This is a genomic window from Phycisphaeraceae bacterium (assembly GCA_019636795.1).
In the GTDB taxonomy this organism is placed as follows: Bacteria; Planctomycetota; Phycisphaerae; order Phycisphaerales; family UBA1924; genus JAHBWW01.
The window spans coordinates 433,105-458,009 of record JAHBWW010000002.1; the positions used below are offsets into that span (position 1 = coordinate 433,105).

At 61.4% G+C, this 24,905-nt stretch carries 17 protein-coding genes; 8 read left to right on the top strand and 9 right to left on the bottom strand.

The window, feature by feature from the left end; all coding sequences use genetic code 11:
* The first annotated feature begins 158 nt into the window (after nt 1-158).
* From KF757_05030 to KF757_05040, 3 genes are all read left to right on the top strand, one after another.
* Nucleotides 159-1,052, top strand: a complete 894-nt coding sequence (locus KF757_05030; GenBank protein MBX3322333.1) for a TraR/DksA family transcriptional regulator — start codon at nt 159-161, stop codon at nt 1,050-1,052.
* Nucleotides 1,049-1,687 carry a signal peptidase II gene (locus KF757_05035; GenBank protein ID MBX3322334.1) on the top strand — a complete coding sequence of 213 codons (639 nt, stop codon included), beginning with the start codon at nt 1,049-1,051 and terminating at the stop codon, nt 1,685-1,687. Before KF757_05030 ends, KF757_05035 begins: the two co-directional genes overlap by 4 nt.
* 67 nt (nt 1,688-1,754) lie before the next feature.
* Nucleotides 1,755-2,555 carry a DUF1080 domain-containing protein gene (locus tag KF757_05040; GenBank protein ID MBX3322335.1) on the top strand — a complete coding sequence of 267 codons (801 nt, stop codon included), beginning with the start codon at nt 1,755-1,757 and terminating at the stop codon, nt 2,553-2,555.
* Here KF757_05040 and KF757_05045 read toward each other — a convergent pair.
* The 4 genes from KF757_05045 to KF757_05060 all read right to left on the bottom strand — a co-directional run bounded on the left by KF757_05045 (nt 2,544) and on the right by KF757_05060 (nt 9,704).
* Nucleotides 2,544-2,957, bottom strand: a complete 414-nt coding sequence (locus KF757_05045) for a hypothetical protein (GenBank protein MBX3322336.1) — start codon at nt 2,955-2,957, stop codon at nt 2,544-2,546. The two genes, KF757_05040 and KF757_05045, sit on opposite strands and share 12 nt — an antisense overlap.
* A gap of 998 nt (nt 2,958-3,955) precedes the next feature.
* The gene (locus tag KF757_05050; protein ID MBX3322337.1) at nt 3,956-4,600 is read right to left on the bottom strand and encodes a hypothetical protein; all 645 of its coding nucleotides are present in this window, start codon (nt 4,598-4,600) and stop codon (nt 3,956-3,958) included.
* Between the two features lie 403 nt (nt 4,601-5,003).
* A complete protein-coding gene (locus tag KF757_05055; GenBank protein ID MBX3322338.1) occupies nt 5,004-8,555 on the bottom strand; it encodes an adenosylcobalamin-dependent ribonucleoside-diphosphate reductase in 3,552 nt (1,183 codons plus the stop codon).
* A 558-nt stretch (nt 8,556-9,113) separates the two neighbouring features.
* Complete coding sequence (locus tag KF757_05060) at nt 9,114-9,704, bottom strand: dCTP deaminase (GenBank protein ID MBX3322339.1); 591 nt, start codon at nt 9,702-9,704, stop codon at nt 9,114-9,116.
* A gap of 619 nt (nt 9,705-10,323) precedes the next feature.
* On the opposite strand from KF757_05060, the gene KF757_05065 reads away from it, so the two are divergent.
* A complete protein-coding gene (locus KF757_05065; GenBank protein ID MBX3322340.1) occupies nt 10,324-12,351 on the top strand; it encodes a flagellar basal body P-ring protein FlgI in 2,028 nt (675 codons plus the stop codon).
* Between the two features lie 141 nt (nt 12,352-12,492).
* On the opposite strand, the gene KF757_05070 is transcribed toward KF757_05065, so the two are convergent.
* Together KF757_05070 and KF757_05075 are read right to left on the bottom strand one after the other, a co-directional pair.
* The gene (locus tag KF757_05070; protein ID MBX3322341.1) at nt 12,493-12,765 is read right to left on the bottom strand and encodes a hypothetical protein; all 273 of its coding nucleotides are present in this window, start codon (nt 12,763-12,765) and stop codon (nt 12,493-12,495) included.
* Nucleotides 12,766-13,029: 264 nt separating this feature from the next.
* Nucleotides 13,030-14,493 (bottom strand): transglutaminase domain-containing protein, encoded by a 1,464-nt coding sequence (locus KF757_05075; GenBank protein ID MBX3322342.1) that lies wholly within the window; start codon nt 14,491-14,493, stop codon nt 13,030-13,032.
* An 88-nt stretch (nt 14,494-14,581) separates the two neighbouring features.
* On the opposite strand from KF757_05075, the gene KF757_05080 reads away from it, so the two are divergent.
* Entirely contained in the window at nt 14,582-15,373 is a 792-nt protein-coding gene (locus KF757_05080) for a TatD family hydrolase (protein ID MBX3322343.1), read from the top strand.
* Between the two features lie 3 nt (nt 15,374-15,376).
* Complete coding sequence (gene lgt, locus KF757_05085; GenBank protein MBX3322344.1) at nt 15,377-16,462, top strand: prolipoprotein diacylglyceryl transferase; 1,086 nt, start codon at nt 15,377-15,379, stop codon at nt 16,460-16,462.
* On the opposite strand, the gene KF757_05090 is transcribed toward lgt, so the two are convergent.
* Entirely contained in the window at nt 16,459-18,150 is a 1,692-nt protein-coding gene (locus KF757_05090; GenBank protein ID MBX3322345.1) for a type II/IV secretion system protein, read from the bottom strand. The two genes, lgt and KF757_05090, sit on opposite strands and share 4 nt — an antisense overlap.
* 6 nt (nt 18,151-18,156) lie before the next feature.
* Complete coding sequence (locus KF757_05095; GenBank protein ID MBX3322346.1) at nt 18,157-20,640, bottom strand: hypothetical protein; 2,484 nt, start codon at nt 20,638-20,640, stop codon at nt 18,157-18,159.
* 67 nt (nt 20,641-20,707) lie between these two features.
* Between KF757_05095 and KF757_05100 the strand changes: the two genes are divergently transcribed.
* Nucleotides 20,708-21,676, top strand: a complete 969-nt coding sequence (locus KF757_05100) for an ABC transporter substrate-binding protein (GenBank protein ID MBX3322347.1) — start codon at nt 20,708-20,710, stop codon at nt 21,674-21,676.
* A gap of 748 nt (nt 21,677-22,424) precedes the next feature.
* A complete protein-coding gene (locus KF757_05105; GenBank protein ID MBX3322348.1) occupies nt 22,425-23,246 on the top strand; it encodes a hypothetical protein in 822 nt (273 codons plus the stop codon).
* 279 nt (nt 23,247-23,525) lie between these two features.
* On the opposite strand, the gene KF757_05110 is transcribed toward KF757_05105, so the two are convergent.
* The gene (locus KF757_05110; protein MBX3322349.1) at nt 23,526-24,839 is read right to left on the bottom strand and encodes an alkaline phosphatase; all 1,314 of its coding nucleotides are present in this window, start codon (nt 24,837-24,839) and stop codon (nt 23,526-23,528) included.
* Nucleotides 24,840-24,905: the final 66 nt, after the last annotated feature.

Below are 24,905 nucleotides of genomic sequence, written 5' to 3' on the forward strand. Positions count from 1 at the left end.
AGGGGGTTTTCCGGACCACCTCGGGGGGCGACTCGAACGTGGCCAAGAAACCCGCAAGCACCCGAAAGAAGACCAAAGCCGGGTCCAGCAAAGCTGGCTCGAAGGGGTCGTCGTCTGCCCGAAAGAAGGCGGGATCTTCTCGCGCAGGCAAGAGTGCGGTGAAGGGTCAGAAGAAGGCTGCCGGGAAAGTAGCGGGCAAGAAGGCTGCGAAGAAGGCTGCGAAGAAGATTGCCAAGAAGGCGGGGAAAAAGGCAGCGAAAAAAGCCGTGAAGAAGGCGAGCAAGAAAGCGGCCAAGAAGGCTGTGAAAAAGGTTGCTCGCAAGACAACCAAAGCGCCAGCCAAGACGGTGGCGGGCAAGGCTCCGGCGACGAAGGCGGGCAAGGCAGTTGACGCTGTGAAGAAGCCTGAGGCTGCGGCCAAGGCTGCCCCACCATCGGCTGCGCCGGTTGACGCCAAGGGCGGGCGCAAGGGCATTACGGTGGTGGACGAGAAGACGACGAAGAAGCGCAAGCCGGCAGCGGTGAGCACGGCGCGGCGTCCGGAAGGGACGCAGTTGCTTGGTCCGGGATCTCCGGTGCGCAAGCCGTTGATCCCTTCGGGGCCTTCGGCTCCTCCGCCTTATGACCCGCTCAAGCCGATTGCGGACGGGAAGAAGCCCAAGAGCCCGCTGAACAAGCGGGACACGGAGAAGTTCCGCCAGATTCTGCTGACGAAGCGGAGTGCGCTGGTGGGCGATGTTTCGCAGTTGGAGCATGAGGCCCTGCGTGGGCGATCGGGCGATTTGAGCAAGACGCCGCAGCACATTGCGGAGCAGGGGACGGATTCGGCGGAGCAGACGCTATCGCTGGATCTTGCGGCTGCGGACAGGAAGTTGATCAAGGAAATCGACGACGCGTTGTCGCGGATCGATGAGGGCCGGTTTGGGCTGTGCGAGTTGACTGGTCGTGCGATTCGGCTGGAGCGGTTGCGTGAGCTTCCATGGGCGCGGTTTTCGATTGATGCTGCGCGCGAGCTTGAGCGGCGTTCGTACACCGGCCGCTGGACGCCGTGAGCGTTGAACGTGAACAAGATGTGAAGGATGAGACGCGGGTGCGCGAAATGGTGCCTGCTGGGCGGAGTGTGCGCGCTTGGGCGGTGCTTGCGGTGGTTGTGGTTGCGGGCCTGGTGATTGATCTAGCGAGCAAGAATCTGGCTTTTGAGCGTGTTGCGGCGTTCCCGGTGGTGGTTGACAGGCAGGCGGTGTTGTCGACGGATCGGCTGGACATGCTGATTCCGGTGCATGAGCCGGTGGTGGTGGTGCCTTCGGTGCTTGAGTTCACGCTGGTGCTCAATCCGGGCGCGGTGTTTGGCGTGGGCGCGGGGAAGCGGTGGTTTTTTGTGGCGTTCACGGTGTTGGCGCTGGGTTTTGCGATGTGGATCTTCAGTTGCTGGACGCGAGAGCGGGACCGGCTGGCGCATGTTTCGATCGGGCTGATCGTTGCTGGCGGGCTGGGGAATCTGTATGACCGGCTGGTGTATGCGTGCGTGCGGGACTTCATTCATCCGCTGCCGGGGCACAGCCTGCCGTTTGGGATTTCGTGGCCTGGTGGGAACCGGGATCTGTGGCCTTATGTGTCGAATGTGGCGGATCTGTATCTGATCGTGGGGATTGTGGTGCTGCTGGTGCTGAACTGGAAGAAGGGTTGATGCGGACGGGCGGCGCTTGGCGCGGGCGAGAGTTCTGGTACAGTGTCGGAAGGAACAGGAGGTTTTGGTGATGTTGAAGTGCGGCTTGCTCGCGGGGTTGGTTTCGGCGTTGATGGGTTCGATGGCATTGGCGCAGGGGGTTGGGTATACGGATACGCCGAAGTTGCCTGGGCAGGAGTGGCGCGTGCATGACAAGGACCGGCCGAACCCGCCGGTGGTGGATGCGGGGCCGGGGCTGAAGGAGGCGATGCCGGTGCCGGCGGATGCGACGGTGCTGTTTGACGGGACGAGCCTGAGCGCGTGGCGGCATGGGGATGGGAAGGATGCGGCGTGGTCGCTGGTTGATGGCGGGGCGATGGAAGTCAAACGCGGGACGGGCGACATCCAGACGCGCGAGCATTTCGGGGATGTGCAGCTGCATATCGAGTGGATGACGCCGACGGTGATTGAGGGCGAGAGCCAGGGGCGTGCGAACTCGGGGGTGTTTTTCTTTGGGCGCTACGAGGTGCAGATTCTGGATTCGTGGGAGAATGTGACGTATGCCGATGGGCAGGCGGGGTCGCTGTATGGGCAGTATCCGCCGATGGTGAATGCGAGCCGCAAGCCGGGCGAGTGGCAGACGTTTGATATTGTGTTCATCGCGCCGCGGTTTGATGAGGATGGGTCGGTGAAGAGCCCGGCGTATGTGACGGTGTTTCACAACGGGGTGCTGGTGCATCACCATCGAGAGATGGTCGGGGCGACGGCGCACCGGGCTGTGGGGACGTATTCGGCGCACGGGGAGAAGGGGCCGATCAAGTTGCAGGACCACGGGAATCCGGTGAGGTTCAGGAATGTGTGGGTGAGGGAGCTTGATTCATCGCGCTGATTTTGCCCGGAATATTGCGAAGACGCCGATTGCCACTGCGACGATACCTGTGACAATCAGAGGCCAACTGACGCGGGCGATCTTGGTTTGTTCGTATTGAGCGGGCGTGGTCGGAAATCCGTTGGCTGGATTGCCAGGACCGGCCAAGAGTTTCATTTCGATAGCCATGCGATTATCGACGGCAATTTGTTCGATGCTTTCGATATCGAATATTGCAGGGTTTCCTTTGGGATGATGTTCCACGCTTGCGAGGCGAAAGGACGAACTATTCGATTTGGTGACCAGATGCAGTTCTGGTGGTGATCGTGGGTCGATTGAGAAGGCGTATTCAACTTGCGGGCGCCCGGTGCCGGGGTCTGCTGCTGCCCAAAACGTGCGTGGGATGCCTGCGGGATCAAACACGACAGCTCCCATTCGAGGATTATTCGGATCTGGCCCACCCATCGGGAAGGTCAATCGCCAAGACCGATCGGAACCGCGTTCGACTCGAGTCACTCGTGATTGGTCTGCAAGAAACCATTGCCGGTAGGCGCCTAGGAGATATCCGGTGACAGAGCGCAGGGACCGACTTACGTCGGGCTCGACATGGACAATTGAGCCGCGACGGGGCTCTCCGGCAAAGGTGCGGCCTTGAGGATCGACCCCGACGACCCGGGTCAGTCCCATGTGAAACCATGCTTCAGTCGCAACGTCGTAGCCGATGACTGTTCGTCCCGCGCCGGGTTGATTGTCATCGGAATCGGACTCGTAGACAGCGACCAAGGTGCCTGTGGGTGTGGCCCACATGAGGACTTCTGCCTTCCAATCCTCCCAAGTGGATGGGTTGTACTTCACGTCTAGTGCGGCTGCTGGTGATACAAGAACAATGGCGAGGAGGCAAATCAGTCGCATGTGGGCACTCGCTTTCGTGTTAATTCTCTTCGGGAGGGCCGGTGAGACAGGGATCTGCGCAGTTCCAGATCTGGAAAAGCTGCGGGACCGCAGCTACATCGAAATCGCCGACAATCCAGCAGCATCGGCCATCTGGAAGTATGGCGATCAATTGTCCTCCAGGAGGCGGGCCTCCAGCGCACTCCCCGCGTGCAAAATAGGCATCTCCTTCGAGAGTGTAGACAAAACAGTGCGCCCATCGCCAGCCGTATCGCCTTCTCATTTGGGGATCGTTGCTGAATCCGGATTCTGCATCAGTTTCACAGACCGTTGCTATGCTTCCCGAGCATGGTCCGCCAGCTGCGGGGGGTGGATTTCCGTCGGGTGGCCACTGAAAGAGATATTTGCAGCAGACCGGTGCCACCTGGGCCAGAGCGCCGGTGACAATTATTGCACAAGCGATGACACCCATGATCTTTGGTGTGTGCACTGAGAGCCCTTTCATAGAATAAAGTGAAAGACTTTCAAACTCATCGATCGATCCCGCGTACACCAAACCATGTCGAAATGATCGGAATGCCAATGCCTTGATCCAGGAATAGCGGCAGGCCTCCTCGAAAATCCATATGTGTGCCGCTGGTTGCGGAGCCGTCACTGAATGCCACTGGCGAGACCCACGGCCCCGCGCAACAGAACCCCATGGCGACACCTTCGCTGGGGTTGAGTCCATTGTTCTCGCGAACAAGCAATCCTTTGAGACTTGGAAACAGTACCTGATACTGACGTGTAGGCCGAGAGGCCTGCAGACCCGTGCGGGGAACATGGCCGGGGCGCATCTCGTCAGGATTGTAAACCATCGCGATGGACATCATGTAGGAAAAGTTTCGCCCGTTCAATGTGTCGGGGTCGACTGCTGCGACATTCTCGAAGTGGCCACTGGCGATCATGGGAAGTGCCCAGTCTCCGGCGACGCGATACAGGTGCCCAGTGAAGTTGTAAGGATAAGGATACGTATCAGCGAAGTCGGCAGCGTACATTGACACGGTTGCGGAATGTTGACGGATGAGGGAGATGTCGCGAGTCAGTTTGGCTTGAGAGGATGCGCGGCCCAACGCCGGTGCCAGCATGCCAATAAGAATCATGACAATACCGATGACAACGACGAGTTCCATCATGGAGAAACCTCGCCGAATCAAACTGTGTGGGGATATGTGTGCCTGGCAATCCTGCGGGATTACGGATATGGCCACTATTCGAGTTGCGCCCTGTCCACGCCGCGGTCGCATCATAAGACTCCTGCTGTGTAAACACTACCCCCCCCCCCCCACCCGGTGTCAAGTCCTCAAAAGTGGGGCGTTCTTTGTGACAACGCGGCGAAGGTGTGAGACGACCCCCTCGCTTGCGCTTGGGGCTCTTTGTTGTTGTGATTAGTTGGGCGCGCAAAAAACCCCCGGGCTGTGGTGGGAGGCGTGCCCGGGGGTGGGAGGCGTGGTGTCAGGAGCGTGCGTTGGGAGGCGCATTGGGTGGCTCCCGACACCAACAGTGGGAACAGGTTGTAAGATTCAGGTCATCAATCCATCAGCTGCATCCCATGGAGTTGCCGCAGTTCATGCATTTGTAGCAGGTGCCGCTGCGGAGCGTGATCTCGCCGCAGACATCGCAGGGCGGGGCGTCGCCCGAGGCTTCGAGAGATTCCATGGCGATCGAAAGGGTTGAGACTTTCGTAGCGGTCGCGCGGACGACGTCGATCTTCTCCCTTTCGTAGTGGAGGCTCGATGTGGCGCTGGCGGATGCGGGCGTCGGAGCCTGGTCTGGGGTGTGGCGCAGCGGGCGCGGTGCGTTGTCGTCGGCTTGCCAACGTGATTCTCCCTTGGTGTGATCGGCACCGGTGCGCGAAACGGCGCGCGAACCGAGCGTCACGGTGTTGTCGTGGTTGTCTGAGGTGTCGCGCTGTGGGGCGTTGGCTTCGCGGAAGCCGGGGATGAACTCCATGCCGAGCCAGCGGAAGATGTAATCGACGAGGCTTCGCGCGAACGGAATGTCGCGGTTGGTGGTCATGCCCGCGGGCTCGAAGCGCTGATGGGTGAATTTGCGGACGAGGCTTTCGAGCGGGACGCCATACTGGAGGGCGACACTGGTGGCGGTGCCAAGCGAGTCCATGAGCCCGCCGATGGTTGAGCCTTCTTTTGCCATGGTGATGAAGAGTTCACCGGGCATGTTGTCTTCGTAGAGGCCGACGGTGAGGTAGCCTTCGTGGCCGGCGATGTTGAACTTGTGAGTGAGTGAGCGGCGGGTGTCGCTGAGGCGGCGACGCATGGGGCGGTGGACGATGCGTTCGACGATGACGGCGGCTTGCTGCGGATCACTCGCCGCAATGGCCCCAACAAGATCGGCGACTTCCTCGCGGGCTTCGGACTCCCCCAGTTCGTCAACTTCATCCTCGACATCGACGTCGCTCTTTGAGCTGAGGGGCTGGCTGAGTTTGCACTGATCGCGGTAGAGGGCGTTGGCCTTGAGGCCGAGTTCCCAACTGAGGCGGTAGGCGCTGGTGATGTCGGCGACGCTGGCTTCGTGGGGGAGGTTGATGGTTTTGCTGATCGCGCCAGAGATGAAAGGTTGAGCGGCGGACATCATGCGGATGTGGCCTTCGGGAGCGATGAAGCGTTGGCCGAGTTTGCCGCATTTATTGGCGCAGTCGAAGATGGGGAGATGCTCGTCGCGGATGTGTGGGGCACCTTCGATGGTTTGCGTGCCGCAGACGAGCGTGTTGAGCTGGTTGATGGCGGCGTTGTTGAGCCCGAGTTCGCGAAGAACGTTGAAACCGGGCGCGCAGCGGGCTTCGTTGGGGTCGATGCCGATGCGGGCGAGGGTTTGGTCGGAGAGTGCCCAGGGGGCGAAGGCGAAGGAGAGTTCGAAGACGCCGGGGATTTGTGACTGGATTTTTTCGAGGTCTTCGGGGTCGAAGCCTCGGCCGATGAGCCATTGTGCGAAGGTTTGGCCAGCCTGGACCCCCACCACTGATGTGGGCATGGGGACGGAGAGGTCGAGCGTGCCGAGGATGTGAGTGACAATCTCGCGGACCTGATCGGCGTTGTATCCGAGCGAGCGGAGGGCGGGTTTGAGGGATTCGTTGACGATTTTGAAGTATCCGCCGCCGGCGAGTTTTTTGAATTTGACGAGTGCGAAGTCGGGCTCGACGCCGGTGGTGTCGCAGTCCATGAGCAGGCCGATGGTGCCGGTCGGGGCGATGACGGTGGTTTGTGCGTTGCGGTAGCCGAAGTCCATACCTGCGGTGAGCGCGTCGTCCCATGCGCGGGTGGCGTGTGCGAGGAGTTCGTCGGCGTTGGCGACGCGGACACGGCCGCTGCGCATGAGTGCGTGATCGATGGGGACGGGGCGGATCTTGAGGTCGGCGTATGCGGTGGATGAGCGGGGCGTGCCGTGAGCGGCGAGGCGGTGATTGCGGATGACGCGGAGCATGTTGTCGCGGTCGGCGTCGAAGCCGGGGAATGCGCCGAGTTCGCGGGCCATCATTGCGGACATGCGGTAACTGCGGCCTGTGAGGATGGCCGAAAGGGTGGCGCAGACAGCGCGAGCCTCATCGGAGTCGTAGGCAATACCGGCCTGCATGAGCATGGCACCAAGATTGGCGTATCCGAGGCCGAGGGTGCGATACTTATAACTGAGTTCGGCGATTTCGCGGCTCGGGAAAGCGGCCATGAGGACGCTGATTTCGAGAACGACAGTCCAGATATCGACGGCATGCTCGAAGAGGGCGGTGTTGAATTTCCGCGCGGCGGGGTCGTAGAACTTAAGAACATTGAGCGATGCAAGATTGCATGCGGTGTCATCGAGGAACATATATTCGGAGCACGGGTTACTTGCATTGATCCGCCCGCCGCTGGGGCAGGTGTGCCAGGCGTTGATGGTGGAGTCGAACTGGACGCCGGGGTCGGCGCAGCGCCATGCGGCGTAGCCGATCTGGTCCCAGAGTTCGCGGGCTTTGAATGTGCGGGCAACCTCGCCGGTGGTGCGCCAGTAGGTGTTCCAGTCGTCGCCGGCGTCAACGGCTTCGAAGAAGGCGTCGGGGATGCGGATGGAGTTGTTGGAGTTCTGGCCGCTGACGGTTGAGTACGCCTCGCCGTTGAAGTCGTAGTCGAGGCGAAGGCCGAGGCGGGATGCGGTTTCGCCGAGGGTTTCGGGGTCGTTGATCGAGGCGCGCTCGCCGGCGATGCGCTTCATGCCTTCGACCATGGCGGCGACTTTAATTTCTTCGCGGACCTTCCAGTTGATGAAGGTGAGGATGTCGGGGTGGTCCATGTCGAGGCAGACCATTTTGGCGGCGCGGCGGGTGGTGCCGCCGCTTTTGACCGCGGCTGCGGCGCGGTCGCCGATTTTGAGCCATGACATGAGCCCGCTGCTTTTGCCGCCGCCGGAGAGGGGTTCGCCTTCGGCGCGGAGGTGGCTGAAGTTGGTGCCGGTGCCCGAGCCGTATTTGAAGAGGCGTGCTTCGCGGGTCCAGAGGTCCATGATGCCGCCGGGGTTGACGAGGTCGTCATCGATGGACTGGATGAAGCAGGCGTGCGGCTGGGGGTGCGAATAGGCGTCTTCGGATTCGAGAACCTCGCCGGTGGCGGGGTCGCAGTAGTAGTGGCCTTGTGCGGGGCCGGAGATGCCGTAGGCCCAGTTGAGGCCGGTGTTGAACCACTGCGGGCTGTTGGGCGCGCAGATCTGGTGAACGAGCATGTAGACGAGTTCGTCGTAGAAGGCCTGGGCGTCTTCGGCGGTGTCGAAGTAATTATGAGTTTCGCCCCAATGACGCCAGCAGCCAGCGAGGCGGTGGATGACCTGCTTGGCGGATTTCTCGGGGCCGAGTTCGCCGGCGGGGCCGGTGAAGCCGGGGGATGCGATGCCGTTGGGGCCGCCGTCCTGAGGGACGCCGGCTTTGCGGAAGTACTTGGAAACCATGATGTCGGTGGCGAGTTGCGACCACGACTTGGGGACTTCGGCATCGGGCATTTCGAAGACGACGGAGCCGTCGGGATTTGTAATGCGGCTAGAGCGCGTTGTCCACTCGACGGCGGAGAACGGATCTTGGCTTTGAACGGTAAATTTACGGTCGATTTTCATGGTCAGCCTAGAGATTTTTTGTCCACCGATTCACACTTTGGTTGACACGATCAACAAAGTGTGTCAGAATGCACTCCTCGGCCTTTCGACCGAGAAGTGAGTGAAAGGTGAAGGAAGCGTTACGCTGCCTTCTTGCCGTGGCAGTGGACCGACATCCACTGCCACACTTCTTCAGAGAGTTGCGCGCAAACAGGCCACGCGAAGGGCAAGACGACAAAGTCGTCTGCTTCGTGCGTGACCAGCAAGAGACGTCGACGGACCTCTCCCGGCGGCAACTCTGTGTGAACAACCCATGCAGACTGCATGAGCCTGCACGACGGACCGAGCGACCTGAGTTCTCGGTGAAGTCGTGCATAGTCGCGACTCGGCATTCGCAGGTCATAAGAGACGAGATACATAAAAAAACTCCTGTGCGGCTCACTCGCCGCGAAGTGCCCGGCCCGGCAACACGACTTGTGTTACCCGATGACGGGCTCGATGAAAAACGTTGTTTCGGTCTCATGCCGTGCCCCGCTCCAAATGAGGTTGATAATATATAAAAAAAACATATTACATCTTTTAATCCACCTTCGGCAATGTCAGACCGTCCTGGTCCTGGTACTTACCTTTCTTATCTGCGTAACTGACGGCACACACTCGGTCGGCTTTGAGGAAGACCAATTGGGCGATGCCTTCGTTGGCGTAGACCTTGGCCGGGAGTGGGGTTGTGTTGCTGATTTCGATGGTGATCTTGCCGCGCCATTCGGGTTCGAGTGGCGTGACGTTGACGATGAGGCCGCAGCGGGCGTAGGTGCTTTTGCCGACGCAGAGGACGAGGACGTCGCGCGGGATGGTGAAGGTTTCGACGGTTTCGCAGAGGGCGAAGGAGTTTGGGGGGATGATGACGTGGTCGAGGGGATGGCCGTCCTGGCCATCAGCCTCCTGCACATCCACATCGACCATGAAGCGGTCGTCGAATTTTTTAGGATCGACGACAGCGATGCCCCCTCCTCGGGGCGTTGGGGTAAAGATTTTGAAACGGGTTCCGACGCGGACGTCGTAGCCGTAGCTGGAGACGCCGTAGGAGATTGATCCTGGGCGTTTTCTGGCGTCCTCGAACGGCTCGATGCCGATGAGTTCGCGGATCTGTGTGTCGCATAAGACAGCCATGGCACGAATGCCTCCCGTTTTTGCCCGGCGTGCGGGCGATGACTTATCGCTGAAACAAGCGGACCAGGTCGCGACGCATGCTTCCCAATGTCGTTGACCTGGCCATGATCTGCTCCCAAGAACCCGAACGGAACGTTCGGGTTCGCCGACTGATCCCCGGAGTGGGTGGCGAAGGGTGTCACTCGCTCCGAGACTCTACGATACCACAACCTATCGTACAAGCAAGTGGCAAAAGCACAAAATACGGTAGATTGTCCGTGCATAACCTGTCACTTGGTGTCAACTGTTGTTGCGACAGGGGTTTAGGGTGGCCTGCGGGGTGTTTTTCGGACGGTATGGCCACAAGATCTTGTGTGAAATGATCAAAAAAGTTGGTTTGGTATCCCACATCAAGGGGAGTGGGCGAACTGGTTCCACAGGGGGTGGTTGGGTACGTTATTTGATAGGATTTTGATCCCGTGTTGTGGTGGGTCAGCGGGTGGATTGAGCGAGGTGTATGCGGGAATCGTGGGAGAGGATGGAACGGGAGCACCCCGAACGTCGAACCGCTATAGTGGCTCGGGTCGTCGGTGGGTGCGCACACGATGCGTGGAACGACTGGCCGAAACTGGAGATTGTCATGACTGGAACTCGTGCCTGTGCACGAACTCTTTGCGTCAGCGTGGTTGCTGTTGTGTTGGCGTCGTTGCTGCTGGGGGGTTGTTCGTCGGGGAACAAGAAGCCGCCGCGTGCGACACCTGCGCGACCGTTTGTGTTGCGTGATGTTCCTGGGCCGTTGCGTGGGACGGTTGGGAGCGTGTGTCAGATTCAGGGTTTGCAGCCGGTGCTGGCGTCGGGGCTTGGTTTTGTGGTCGGGCTGAATGGGACGGGTGGACTACCGCTGCCATCGGATGTTGCGGCGCACATGGAACGGGAGATGCGGCTGCAGGGGATCGGCTCTGCGACGAGTCTTGGCGGGTCGGTGATTGAGGGGCAGACGGCGCGGCAACTGCTGACGGACGCGAACACAGCGGTGGTGATTGTGCAGGCGGCGATACCGCCGGGTTCGCCGGAGGGGACGAGTTTTGATTTGTATGTGCGTGCGCTGAATGCGACGAGCATTGAGGGCGGGACGCTGTGGACGACGGATCTGAGGCTTGGGCTGCCGAGCGCGTTTCGTGCGCGTCAGGCTCGGATTATCGCGCAGGGTCGTGGGCCGATATTCATCAATCCGTTTGCGGAGCCTGGGCAGGAAACGGACGGGGTGACGCGGACGGCGGGGCGGATTCTTGACGGGGGAGTTTCGACGCAGGCGATCGAGATGATTCTGCTGCTGGACAACTCGTCGCACTCGATGGCGAGGTCGATCACGACGGCGATCAATGCGCGCTTCCCGACGGGGCGGGGAGACCGGAGCCCTCCGGCCCATGGTCGCGATGCGGATTCGATCAGAGTGCGTGTGCCGTATGCGTATCGGGATAAGCAGTTTGAGTTTGTGCAGTTGCTGCAGCATCTGCCGATTGATCAGACGTATCCGGAGGCGACGGCGAAGCGATTGGCTGATGCGCTGGTGCGTGAGCCGCAGTATGGGGACGAGATTTCGTGGGCTCTGCAGGCGGTTGGGCCTCAGGCGAGGCCGTTTTTGCGTGAGTTGTATGAGCATCCGGAGTATGTGCCGCGCATGGCGGCGTTGCGTGCGGGGTCGGGGTTGAACGATCCTCGTGCGGTGCCGCATCTGATTGAGATAGCCAAGCGTGGGATGGATGTGTACAGGACTGCGGCGATTTCGATGTTGTCGAAGATTGATGGTGGTCCGGACATTGAGCAATCGTTGAAAGAGTTGCTGGCGGAGGATGATCTGACGGTGCGTGTTGCGGCGTATGAGGCACTGGCGTCGCGAGCGGAGAAGGCGCAGTTGCAGCGGTTGGTGGCGCTGGAGCGGCGTGATCGTGCGGTGACGACGCGGAGGCCTTATGAGTATCTAGCGGCACTGTCGCGGACGTATCTGCCGGAGGGGACGATGCAGGGTGTGAGCCGGCAGTTGGTGTCGGACAAGTTTTTCCTGGATCGCGTGCCGGTGGGCGAGCCGTTGATTTATATCACGCAGCAGCGTGTTCCTCGGATTGTTTTGTTTGGGGAAGGGTCGAAGTTCAAGGAGCCTTTCATATCGAGTATGTGGTCGGATCGGTTGATGATTACGAGCGATTCTCCGGGCGAGCCGTTGCGGGTGTATTACCGCACGCAGTCGATGATGAGCCGCGGGGAAGCAGTGGCGGGAACGTCGAGCGTGGTGACGCATGAGTTTCGTGGCGGGCTGACGGATCTGATTGCGTTCATGGCGCACGCGCCGACGCCGGAGAATCCGAAGCCTGGGCTGGCGTTCAGTTATTCGGAGGTGGTCGGCGCGCTGTATGGGCTGTACAAGGATGATGCGATTGATGTGCAGTTTTCGACGGAGCGAGATCGGTTGATCTCGGAGATCATCAGGCTGAGCGATTCGGGTGCGATCGAGCTTCGGCCGGAGCGTGCGGGGGAATCGGTGGAACTGGTGGTGTTTGACAACCCGACGTTTTTGCCTGCGGCGGCGAACGAGATGCGGGATCCATCGCTCAACTCGCTGCTGATTCCGTTGAGGCAGGGGAGCGTTGAGACGGGTCAAGACAACTAGAGTCGATCTGAGTTGTAAGCGAGCAGCGCGGAGCCATGTCGGGCGTGCTGAAGGAGCGCGCGAGTGTTGCTGGGGGGTTGTGTAGGCCGCGGATCGTGGCCATGCAGAGCCATGACCACGGCACCCGGCCAAATGACGGGATCAGTCGCATCCTTTGGAGAACGCGCGCATGAAGGCGAGAAGATCGAAAGAGTTGAACGCTCCATCATGAACGAGATCGGCTGATTCGTCCATGTTTGCGAATGCCTGGAGGAATGCGGCGGCATCGAAGAAGTCGAGCACGCCGTAGGGTTCGGCGAAGTCTGCGATGTTGCACGGCTCCTGCTGTAGCCCGCGGGCAACGACGCCTTGGCTGGAGTTTGCCGGCATCATGGCGCAAATGGCAACGCTGGACATGAAAAGTTTGACCTTCATGGCGATAGCTCCTTTTCATTGTGCGTGGAGTCGTGGAATTACAACTCTTCTCTTTGATTATGACACAAATGACAACGGTCGCCAAGGATTCCCCGAGAATTTATGAGTATCAGTGCGGTGTACCAGATGTGGGGACGATTGGAAAACTCATGCTCGGACTCGATCGGAGTTTCACGTCGATGGCACGTCGGATCAGGAGCGGGCTGCGGATCGTGGCCATGCAGAGCCATGACTACGGCACCCGGCCACGGCACCCGGCTGTACTTAGTCGATGGACTCTACTTTGATCTGGAGTCGGCCGAGGAGCGGGGCGAGTTGGAGGAGGCTGTTGATGGTTTCGCCATCCTTGAGGCTGCTGGTGCTGAGGGCGATGTGTGTGGCGTCGTATGAGAGGCTGCCGGGGAGTGTGGGGTCGAGATCGATCCATCGCGCGTGGCCATCGATTTCGATGAGGGCCTGGGTCCACATGTGGTAGCCGAAGATGGCGTCGCTGCCGGCGAATTGGTCGGCGTAGACGAGGCCTGAGACGACTCGTGCGGGAATGTCGGCGGCACGGAGGAGTGCAGCGAGGAGAACGCCGTGCTCGGAGCAATCGCCTTCGCAGGAGCGTGCGACTTCACTGGCGCTGGCGAAACCGACGCCGAGGCTTTTGTTGCTGACGTGACGGTGGACGAAACGGCGCAGTGCTTCGGCGCGTGCGAGGGAGTCTTTGCGTACGCCATCGAGAGCGCGGTCGCGGAGTTCGATGATGAGTGGGTCGGTGGTGTCGAGCATGCTTGTGGAGGCGAGGTACCCGGCCCGATCGACTTCGCCTGCGGGTTCGAAGGTGCGAGCGTCGACATGGACGCGTACGGTGCGTTCGTCGATGCGTTCGGCCCGCTGTGAGCCGGTGTTTGGCGGGAGGTCGATCTGGCCATCGGGAATTGACAGGAGGAAGGTGGCGCGTTTGAGGGTGCGGGCGCCGGAGATGGGTTTGTCGGGGGTGATGAAGGTGGAGACCATGAGTTCGGGGGCGCTGATTTTGGCCAGGGCGAGTTCGCGATCGGCGGCGATGGTGACGAACTTCATGCCGCCCATGTCGGTTTCGGAGCGGAGGCTTCCGCCGCGGGGATCGATGTATTCGATGGTGGTGATGCCGGTGGCAATGCTGTTGGTGGTTTTGGCGCGGTATGCGGCGACGGTGCGACCCATGAGTTCGATTTTGACTTCTTCGATGTCGGAGTAGGTGATGGTCGTGGGCTGAAGTTGAAGCTGGGCATCAACGGTGCGGAAGTTGAAGGTCTTTGCACCGGCTTCGAGGCGCTGGCGGACATATTGCTCGGCGGCGGCAGGAGTGAGCCAGACGCCTTCGATGGGATCGTGCTTTGTGACTGTTTCGCGGCCTGAGGCGTTGGTGGTTTGTTGGATGCCATCGTCGAGGAAGTCGTAGCGTGAGACGGTGGGCGAGCCGCCGAAGGACATTGTGACATCGATGGAAACTGGGTTTCCGGCGATGGTTTCGACGAATGAAGAGTTCATTTCGATGGCGATTTCGGCACCTGCGCGGCTCATGGTCATCTTCATGGCTGAGGTTGTTGTGACGTGTTTATCGTCGCGTTTCATTGTGGTGTGCATCCACCCGGCGGGCTGGTCCATAAGTTCGACGACGTACCAGCGTTCGCGTGCGTCCTGTGCATGGGCCAGGGGCGTCAGGGCGAGCATGATTGCGGCGAGAATGCAACGGAGCATGGCGAGTCCTCCCGGCCCGGTTTTGGTTCACGTGGGCCGATGCCATGATGATACAGAGTTGGAGGCGCGCGTGCTATCGTGGTGGGGCATGATTGACACGCATTGCCATCTTGTGTTTCCGGATTTCGTGGACCGGGTTGACGCGGTGCTGGCTGAGGCGGCGGCAGCGGGTGTGACGGGCGCGATCACGATCGCGACGAGTTCGGCCGATGCGGAGGCGGGCATGCGTCTGGCCGAAGACTATGAGCGTGTGTGGTTCAGTGCGGGAGTGCATCCGTTGTATTCGGATGAGGAGCCTCATGACTGGATGCTGCTCAAGGCGCTGGCGCGGCATGAGAAGTGTGTTGCGTGGGGGGAGTTGGGGCTTGACAATCATCATGCGAAGCCTGCGCGGGCGATTCAGGATCGCGTGCTGGCGGATCAGATTGCGTTTATCGAGTCGTGCATGCGTGATGGGATCGATCTTCCGATTGTCCTGCACTGTCGCGAGGCGTTTGACGACCTGATTCCGATCCTGCGATCGAGCGGTATCGCGGGGGATCGGTGTGTGTTTCACTGTTTTACGGGTGGGGAGCGTGAGGCGAGGCTGGCGCTTGATTTTGGATCGATGATTTCGTTTACGGGTGTGGTGACGTATCGCAATGCACGTGAGGTGCAGGCGGCGGCGATGATGGTTCCGCTGGAGCGGGTGATGATTGAGACGGATGCGCCGTATCTGAGCCCGGAGCCGAAGCGTGGGGTGAGGCCTTGCGTGCCGGCGTTTGCGAGGTTGACGGCTGATTTTGTGGCGAGACTTCGCGGACTTTCGAGCGAGGCGTTTCTGGACGTGATTGATGAGAACACTGAGCGGTTCTTTGGAATTCCGGTGCGAGGGCCTTGAGTCATGGTGCAGTTAGCGTCTGATCTCGGCGGCTGGACCAACACCCTCGACCCGGTGATTGTTTCTGTGCTGGGGCTGAAGATCAGGTGGTATGGGGCGGCGTATCTGGCAGGGTTTGCGCTGGGTTATGTGTTACTGCGCTGGCTGGCCAAGCGTGGGCTGACGCCGATTCGGAAGGAGCGCATCGCCGACATGGTGTTGACGCTGGCGTTTGGTGCGGTGATCGGCGGGCGCGTGGGGTATGCGCTCTTTTATGATCTTCGGCTGTTTGTTGTGTTTACGTCTGATGTGCCGTTCTGGGGGCTGCTGCGCATTCATGACGGGGGGATGAGCAGCCACGGCGGGATTTTGGGAGTGATTGTGGGCGCGTGGTTGTTTTCGCGCGGGGTCAAGGGGGAAGATGGCCAGCGCGTCGAGCGATGCTCGATGCTGCATGTGCTGGATCTGGTCGCGTTTGTGGCGCCGGTGGGACTGATGTTTGGTCGGCTGGCGAACTTTGTGAACGGGGAGTTGCTGGGGCGGGTTGTGGCCAGGCCGGGCGAGCGTGCGCCGTGGTGGGCGGTGCGCTCGCCACAGGAGTTGCTCAGCGGGCACAGGCCTGAGCTGACGTTTGAGCAGCATTTGGAGTTGTCGAGACTGATTGAGATGTATCGGATGCCGGGGATGAATGATCGTGAGGCGATCGAGGCGTTGATAGCGGCGCTCCAGCGTGGGTCGGTGGAGGTTGTTGAGCGGTTGCCTCCGCTGCTGGCGGCGCGGCATCCTTCGCAGTTGTATCAGGCGGCTGCGGAGGGGGTGGTGCTGGGGCTTGTGCTGCTGGTGGTGTGGGCGAGGCCGCGCGTGCCGGGGGTTATTGGGCCGATGTTTTTGATCGCGTATGGAGTGATGCGTTTGTGGACTGAGACGCTGCGGCTGCCGGATGACCACTTGAAGGTGCCCAGACCTGGCGGGTTGACGGTGGGGCAATGGTTGAGTGTGGCGATGATTCTGGGCGGGGCAGCGGTGCTGTGCTATGCGGTGCGGCGGGGCGGGGAGAAGTTCGGGGGGTGGCTCGGGTCGAGGCGAATGGCCGATGTGTCGTTGACTTAGTGGAGCACGCGGAAGATTTCGGCTTCGTCGGTGAGGCCGGCGGTCATTTTTTCGGCGGCATCGACGCGCATGGGCTCGAAGCCTTCTTCAACTGCGGCGGCCATGAGTGCGACGGCGTCGGCCGAGTGTGCGGTCATGGCGCGGAGGCGATCGGTCATCTTCATGATTTCGTAGACGGCGAGGCGGCCTTTGTATCCGGTGCCGAAGCATGTTTCGCAGGTTTTGCCGTTGGCGAGGCCCGAGCCATTGCAGACGGTGCAGATGCGGCGGAGGAGTCGCTGTGCGAGGACGCCGAGGAGGCTGGAGGTGATGAGGTAGTGCTCGATGCCGATGTCGATGAGGCGCGGGATGGCGCTGGGTGCGTCGTTGGTGTGGAGGGTGCCGAGGACGAGGTGGCCGGTGAGGGATGCCTGGACGGCGAGTTGTGCGGTTTCCATGTCGCGGATTTCGCCGATGAGGATGACATCGGGGTCCTGGCGGAGGAGTGCGCGAAGGCCGGTGGCGAAGGTGACGTTTCGTTTTGGGTTGACCTGCATCTGGCTGATGCCACTGAGGCGGTACTCGACGGGGTCTTCGATGGTCATGACGTTGCGTGATGCGCGGTCGATGCGGCCGAGGGCGGCGTAGAGGGTTGTTGTTTTGCCTGAGCCGGTGGGTCCGGTGACGAGGAGCATGCCATTGGGTCGCTCGATGATGTCCATGAGCGTGGTCTGCATGCGTTTGGACATGCCGACGGCGTCGAGGCTGAGTTGTGTTTGCGTCTGGTCGAGGAGGCGAAGGACGATGCGTTCGCCATAGATGGTGGGGATGACGGAGAGGCGGATATCGACTTTCTTGGAACCGATGCGGACGGTGGTCTGACCGTCCTGCGGGCTGTGGCGGTTGGCGATGTCGAGTTCGGTCATGACCTTGAGGCGGCTGGAGATTGCGGGCGCGAGGGTCATGGGCGGGGTGAAGGCGTCGAAGAGCATGCCGTCGATGCGGAAGCGGATGACGAGGCGGTTTTCCTGCGGGTGGACGTGAACGTCGGAAGCGCGTCGGCGGAGGGCTTCGAAGAGGATCATGTTGACGAGGCGGATGACGGGGGTCTGGCGCGCCATCGCGAGGAGGTCGTTGCCTGAGGCGATGGAGCCGGCGGCGGCTTCGAGGGCGGATTCGTCGAGGGGGATTTCTTCGACGATTTCGGTGACGAGGTCGCCGCGCTGTTCGTAGCCACGGTTGATGATGCTGGTGACGGCGCCGCGCGGCGCGAGGACGACGCGCACGGGCGAGTCGAGGCGGTCTTCGAGCAGGTTGATGATGCTGGGGATGAGTGGCTGACTGACGGCGACGGTCATGACATGGCTGTCGGAGCCGAGTCCGGCCAGGCAGTGCGTGCGTGCGAAGTCGGGGGGGACGAGTTCGTAGAAGCGCGAGGCGGATTCTTCGAGTCGCGGCTCGATGATGAACTCGAGGCCGGTGCGTTCGGCGAGTTTGCTCAGCGCGCTGACTTCGTCGAGGGCGAGCAGTTGGAGGAGTGTGTCCCAGGGGTCGCTGTCGGAGGCTTGTACGGCCGGGAATTGTGCGAGCTGGTCGGGCGTGGCGCCGAAGGGGGCGAAAGCGCGTGCGACCGATGGCCAGTCGATGGCGGACTGGTTTGGGTCGATTGCGGCGAGCTGGCGTGATTTGTCTGGAAGTGTTGGGGGCATGATGGGTCAGGCGTCGTCTTCGTCTTCGTTGCGGATGGCGGGGAGAGCGGCTGGGGGAGTTGAACGCTCGATGCGCTTGGGCTGAAGCGGCGGGAGATCGACGTCGAACTTGACTTCGGCCTGCGGTCCTCGGCTGAGGAGGCGCAGATCGGCAAAGGTCGGATCGGTCATGATGCGTGGGGTGATGAAGATGTAGAGGACGGAGTTGGCTGTGTCCTTGTTGGTGTCGCGGAAGAGGTGGCCGATGAGCGGAATATCGCCCAGCAGCGGGATTTTGACGATCGTGTTGCGATTGTTCTTGACGGTGATGCCGCCAACGACGATGGTGGCGTCGGTGGGAATCGTGGCGATGCCTGAGACGGAGTTGTCGGTCTTGGGTGGTGGGATGCCGTCGCCGCTTGACGAGGCGGTGAAGGATGAAAGGGTGACGGCGTAGTCGAGACGGATATAACCGGCTTCGGAGATGGTGGGCGTGACGGAGAGCGTTGTGCCCGCGTCTTCATAGCCGCCAAAGGAGGTGATGGTCGTGTTGTCGCCCTGGCTTGTGGTGGTGGTGGGCTGCTGATCGATGGCGATGATCTCGGCCTGTTCGTTGTCGTTGACGAGAAGTTGGGGCGAAGAGAGAATGCGCGAGTCGGTGTTGGTCTGAATGGCGTTGATGACGAAGGGGACCGAGTCGGAGCGGATGAGCGCGCTGGTGAAGCCTGCCAGGTTGGGCGCGACGTTGCGTGGATCCTGGAAGGTGGCGCCGGGTGTGGTGAGGCCGAAGTTGGTCTGGGCCTGGTACTGGCCTGCGGAGAGTTGGCCCTCGAAGGCAAGGCGGAAGTCCTTGGTATCGGAGACGCTGACGATGGTGGCTTCGATGTAGACTTGCGGCCTGCGGAGGTCGAGTCGGCCGACGAGTTTGCGAAACTCGTCCTGTTGCTTCTTGGGCGCCTTGACGATGACCTGATTGTTGGCTTCGTCGGCGATGACAAAGACGCGTGTGGGGTCGGGGGCGAAGCCAGCGTCGTCGCCGACGGCGCGTGTGAACTGCGTCTGCGCGAAGTTCTGTTGAAATCCCTGCTGTGCGCCGGGCAGGAGGGGCGATGTGCCGGTGAGCGACTGGCCGCTGATGAGGCCCTGGATGATCTCGGCGACGGCGACGGCCTGTGCGTTGGCGAGTTTGTAATATTCGAGTGTGATGGCGTCTTCGCCGACATCGAGGAGTTTGATCCAGTCGGCCAGTTCGGCCTGCTGGGCGATTGTGCCGTAGTAAATGATGGACTGGCGGCGTTCATCGACGATCATGACGGGTCCGCCGACGGCGGTCGTAGTCTGCTGTGTCTGCTGGCCCTGCTGCTGGGGGAACTGGACGCGGAACTGATTGCTCAGGTCGGTGGTCGGATCGGTGAGCACGATGACCTCGCCCAGAGCGCGCTGCTTGGCGAGGTCGGCGATCTGTCGGACGGCGGTGCCGGCGAAGTACTGGCGTCGCTCCATGCGGTTGGGCACGTCGATGACGCGGATGACGTCGATGACCTGGGAGAGTTCGGTGTCGTTGCCTCGGAAGATGAGGGCGTTGTCCTGGGCATCGACGGTGAGGCGATCGGCGATGTTGTCGAGCGCGCTGCCCGAGGCGCCGGCCTGTTGTTGCTGCTGTTGCTGCTGCTGGGCGCGGCCTTGAGGCTGCTGGGGCGTGACGCGTGTCGTCTGGCCTGTGCCTGAGCCTGCGAGCTGGATGACGCGTTCGCGCGCGACGGGGGCGGCGATGTGGGCCAGTTCGATGCGAGTGAAGTGGGCCTGGAGATACCGATCGCGCAGTTCTGCGATGAGCGTCTCGACGCGGCGGATATCGCGCGAGGTGCCGGTCATCACGATCACGCCCAGTTCGTCGATGTAGGCGATCGTCGAGGCGGCCGGAGCGCCTCCGCCGGCTGCGCGCGGGAGGACTGCGTTGAGCGCGTCGGTCAGGCCGCTGGGGCGCAGGCCCGCGGTGTCGATGACCTTGCTGGTGGCGCGTTCGGTGGAGAAGTTGATGGGTGTTTCGGCGCGTGCCTGGACGGTGTAGATGCCGCTGGCGTCCTGGGTGATCGAGGCGTCGTACTGCTCGAGCAGGGCGTCGAGGAGGTCGAGCAGGTCGCGTTTGGGCACCTCGACAGGCGCGTTGAACATGACCGAGCCGGTGAGCGTGCCCTTGATGACGATGTTGATGCCCAGCGTGCTGCCGACATAATCGACGAGCGTGGTCAGTTCGACGGGCTCGCTGAAGGCGGCGAAGGAGACGGCGTCGGAGGCCGGATCGCCCGGGGGCAGGGCGGGCTCATCGGCGGCGGCGGCTTCCTGGACTCCGTTGTCGGTCGCAGCGGGCTGGGCGAGCGCGCGGGGGGTGACGCGGATGCCCTGGGTTTCGTTCTGGCGGGCGCTGGCCAGGGGCGTGGCTGCTCCGCAGCAGGCGACGAGCGCAATAACCTTGAGGTGTCGGGCGAGAAGCGGGGAATCGTGCAGCACGCGTGTGGACCTCCGGGTTCGTGGGGCCGCGGGGTGCGGCAGCCTGGACGCAATCAAGGACTATTCAATGCGCATCGTATCGCTGGTGCCATCGGGAACAGAAATCGTGGGCCAACTTGGCCTTTGTGGGTCGCTGGTGGGTCGGAGCCATGCGTGCGACCATCCGCCTGGGGTCTTGACCGTGCCGACACTGACGGGACAGCCCATCGGTGTCGATACGGGCTTCTGCGAGACTGACGAACAGGTCGGCGGCTTTGTTGCACGTCCAGCGGGTCTTTACACGCTCGATACACAACAACTGGTGGATCTCAAGCCCGATGTGGTCCTGTTGCCCGGCGCGGGCGGCGATGTGGCTCTGGAAGCCCAAAGCGTGCAGGCCGCGCTCGAGGCGCTGGGAAGCCGCGCTGCGGTGGTGCGGTTGGGCCCGCGCTCGATCGAGGACATGCTCGATGATGTGCTGCGGGTGGGGGCGGCGTGCGGGCGTGAGACGGCGGCGGGTGCGGTGGTGGCGCGGCTGCGGGGCAGGTTGTTCGAGGCGATGGACCGGGTGACGGCGTTTGACCCGTACCGGCCGGTGGTGGGGTTTCTCGGGTGGACCGATCCGCTCTGTGTGGCCGGGGACTGGAATGTGCAGCTCATCGAGCGGGCGGGGGGGCGGCACCCGCTCAATGAGACGGTGCGGCGAGAAGCCGACGGCGCGGCGAGCGGGCCTCAGCAGGCCCAGAGGCTCGCGGGGCCAGCGGTCATGGTGAGTCCGGAGGTCTTTGCGGCGGTGGGGCCTGAGTTTGTGGTTGTGTCGCCGTGCGGGTATGGGCTGGAGCGTGCGGCCGAGGCGACGCGGGCGCTGTGGCGGCAGGAGTGGTTCCGGAATCTGCCTGCGGCGCGGAACGGGCGTGTGGCGGCGGTGGATGGGAGCGCGATGTTCAGCCGACCGGGGCCACGGGTGGTCGATGCGCTGGAGTTTCTGGTGGGGTGGTTGCAGGGTCGGGCGGAGGTGGTGCCGGCGGGGTTTCCCTGGCGGGTGGTTGAGGGGTGAGAGGGTTGAGGGGTGAGGGGTGAGGGGGAAGGGGCAAGAGGGGGAAGGTGCGTGCGGCGAGAGGCAATCTTGTGGCATCGCGGGCAGTACGCATCGGCGACGGCGCGTTGTTGCTCGGCGACATTTCGTGTACACTGTCTGACAGCATGTTCAGCGTCCGGCGCATCATCGGCGATGACTGGGGCAGCGCGAGCCATTGGGTATGGTTGTGGTCGCGGCGGGTGGTCGCGATCGGTTTGTTTCGGCAATCCGTGGCATCGTGTTCAGGAGCACCGACCGCTCCGGTCTGTACGCCGGGTCGTGGTTGGTGGCACGTTGAGCGTGGTACGAGTGGTGGGCGGTGCTACCCTGACGTGTGATAGACAGAGATCAGTGGAGACTTTCTTCCATTACATTCTAACTAATGTAACGGTGAATAAGGAGCATCACGATTTCAAAGAAAAAAACCAAAAGTCTTCGGATTCGCAGATTTTGGCATTCTCAGATTGAATCGGCAAAGACTCATCTGTCGCTTCTGGAGGATTTTGCAGCCCGAGCGCTAGGGCCATCTTCGGACGATCGGTACCTCGGCGAGGTTGCCGGCAAACTTCGATTGCTTTTTAGCAATTACGGTAAAAATAATGCTCTCATCCCGCGATTATGCAAAATTCACAAACGCGAGTTCGTGATCTCGATGCGGCTTGGGAATTTTCTACGGACGAACTTAGGAAAACCAGGCACAGCCGTGAGGATAACTTTAGATCAGTACTTGGATCTTGATGCTGGATACTTTTCTGGTGTTACACTAACTAATCGACAATTTATACACGCATGGGCTGAGCAACTCGGATCTGCGCACGATGATGCGAATCAGGATATGGGCCTGGCCAATCTTCTCGATTGCGGTGGCATTCGAGTTGAATTATTTGGCCTCTCTCTCCAGGCGACAATATTTAGACAAATTTGCCGAATTTTACTAGAACCAACAAAGGTTCTTCTTGCTGAATTTGACAACACTCCAGACCTACGATTAGTTATAGAACATGATATTCAAGTATGCCGTGACAACATGGGGGTACTGCCGATCGCCGATCGTCGTCACTTGGGTTATGCCCGACATATGCTTTTACTGATTTCGAGTACTTTTCCCAATCTTTTGTTAAAAAATGCTATCCAGATGCGTCGGCAATATCTTAATGATCCGATTGTGATGCTCATGCAAGCTGCTGCATTGAGTCAGCGCGATACTGATTTAACAACTGCTGAAGCAGAACATATCCTCAGAAAAGCGTTGGGGTTCGCGAAGAACGATCCTGATGTTATCAAGTACTGTGCTATGGAACTTGCCTGCGTTTTGTGCAAGCGTTCGCGTTTGCCAGAAGCTGCTGAAATGCTGATTCTTTCGATAGAAGCTGGAGGCTATGACATGATTGAGTCACAGCAGGAGTTACAACCTCTGAGAGAATCAGCGCATTGGGAGCGAGTCATAAAAACGACGCCTCAACCGGCCAAGTTTAGCAACAAGATCTCAAGTGTCAGCTTTGGTCCTGTGGGTTCTTACAGGCGGGGCGGCACCGGCCATGGAGGTTGATCCATATCCGCGTGCCACCGACAGCGCCCGTGCGACCGGGCTTTGGTGCCACCCGGACGGTGGTTCGGTTGGAAAAGGAACCAAGGCACACCGACCACTCAAAGCCGTGGTCGGTGGCACGGGTGGTATGCATCGACGGTTGCGGTTGGTGGTACCCGCCGCAGGGTCGCGGAGTGGGGAGTGGGCGGTCTGGGTCACTGATCGTGGCCATGCAGAGCCATGGCCACGGCACCCGGCATGGATCGGGTCCGCGCGGCGATGCTGGCCGAGTCCGATGTGTTACTCACGGACCGGTCCTTCGGCATGACCAAAGAGCGTCAGGCGCATCAGGCGGGGGATGTCGGTGTTGTCTATTGAGCCGCGCACGCGCTGGCTGTTGAGGCCGTCGGCGCGGACGAGGATGCCGCCTGACAGGTCCTGATCGCTGGCCCAGGCGATGGCGAAGGGAAGGCGGCGGCCGAACTGGTCGGGTGCGGCCAGGAACGGGGCCGAGGCGGTGCCGGCGATGCCGTCGAGGGGAGACCCGTTGCGGTCGCGCTCGGGGAGGATCTCGAGGAACGAGCCATCGGGGTTGACGGGGATGCCGATCATGCGCATGCCCCCGGCATCGGAGTCGGAAGCGGTGAGCAGGAGCGTCTCGGGGTTGTGCGCGAGGTAACGCTGCGCGACGCCGATGGCTTCGTCGGCGCGGCGGAGGCTTTCGAGCACGCCGGCAGCGTTGTTGTTGTTGCCGAAGTTGTCGGTGGCTTCTTCTTCGACGACCAGCAGGAAGCGGGTGTTGGCGTTGTCGAGCACCTTGAGGGCAGCGTGGGTCATCTCGGCCACGGTGGGTGAGCCTTCGACGAACAACGGCAGGCCCCGCTGGGCCAGCGATTCTTCGGAGCGATCGTTGAAGGTCGAGTCGTGGGCGAAGACGCCCAGGACGCGGGCCGTGTCGGACGGCAGGCTGAGCAGCTGGTCGCGCGTGAAGATGACGGTGTAGCCCAGGTCGCGCGCTTCGGCGTAGAGGTCGCGGCCGTCGCTGCGCCGGCCGGGGCCGTGGACGCCGGATTGGCCTTCGGGGAGAAAATGCTTCTCGCCGCCGCTGAAGAGAACGGCTGCGCCGGAGTGGACGAGATCGGCGGTGATGTCGTCGTAGTTGTTTCGGCTCTGGTTGGGCGCTACGAAGACAGCGGTGCCGGGTTCTGCGGCGATGCCGGTCTGGACCAGGCCGACGGCCAGCCCGGCGCGCAGTGCCTGGTGGGCAACGCTGAGCGAGTGGCCGTGCTCATCGACGATGGGTTCGCCGCGTTCGCCCCCGGCGGTGCGGCCGAAGGCGTCGGCGTCGGCCTTGATGCCAAAGGCGTGGCTGGTGGCGCCCGAGTTGCTCGTGGCGCTGAGGCTGTTGCGCAGGTGGCCGCGATAGAGAGCGATCGCGGGGAGGCGGTCCCAGTTGAGATCGCTGTCGGGCCCGACGTAGAGGGCGCGGGCGGCGGCCCAGCTGGCGGCGCTGGTGCCGTCGGGGTGGATGAAGATGACGCTGCCCAGGGGCTGGGCGCGGGCGGCGGAGGTGATGAAGAGCGCGAGCAGGACGACAAGACCTTGACGGAACATGCGGTTCTCCGGTGGATCGATGCGAACGGGAACGAGGGAGATTGAAGGAAGCGCGAGGGGTGCGTG

Excerpts from the sequence above, each read along its gene's own strand:
- KF757_05050 (MBX3322337.1), bottom strand. The coding sequence starts at position 4,600 with ATGATGGAACTCGTCGTTGTCATCGGTATTGTCATGATTCTTATTGGC.
- KF757_05055 (MBX3322338.1), bottom strand. The coding sequence starts at position 8,555 with ATGAAAATCGACCGTAAATTTACCGTTCAAAGCCAAGATCCGTTCTCC.
- KF757_05060 (MBX3322339.1), bottom strand. The coding sequence starts at position 9,704 with ATGGCTGTCTTATGCGACACACAGATCCGCGAACTCATCGGCATCGAG.
- KF757_05065 (MBX3322340.1), top strand. The coding sequence starts at position 10,324 with ATGACTGGAACTCGTGCCTGTGCACGAACTCTTTGCGTCAGCGTGGTT.
- KF757_05070 (MBX3322341.1), bottom strand. The coding sequence starts at position 12,765 with ATGAAGGTCAAACTTTTCATGTCCAGCGTTGCCATTTGCGCCATGATG.
- KF757_05075 (MBX3322342.1), bottom strand. The coding sequence starts at position 14,493 with ATGCTCCGTTGCATTCTCGCCGCAATCATGCTCGCCCTGACGCCCCTG.
- KF757_05080 (MBX3322343.1), top strand. The coding sequence starts at position 14,582 with ATGATTGACACGCATTGCCATCTTGTGTTTCCGGATTTCGTGGACCGG.
- lgt (MBX3322344.1), top strand. The coding sequence starts at position 15,377 with ATGGTGCAGTTAGCGTCTGATCTCGGCGGCTGGACCAACACCCTCGAC.
- KF757_05090 (MBX3322345.1), bottom strand. The coding sequence starts at position 18,150 with ATGCCCCCAACACTTCCAGACAAATCACGCCAGCTCGCCGCAATCGAC.
- KF757_05100 (MBX3322347.1), top strand. The coding sequence starts at position 20,708 with ATGCGCATCGTATCGCTGGTGCCATCGGGAACAGAAATCGTGGGCCAA.
- KF757_05110 (MBX3322349.1), bottom strand. The coding sequence starts at position 24,839 with ATGTTCCGTCAAGGTCTTGTCGTCCTGCTCGCGCTCTTCATCACCTCC.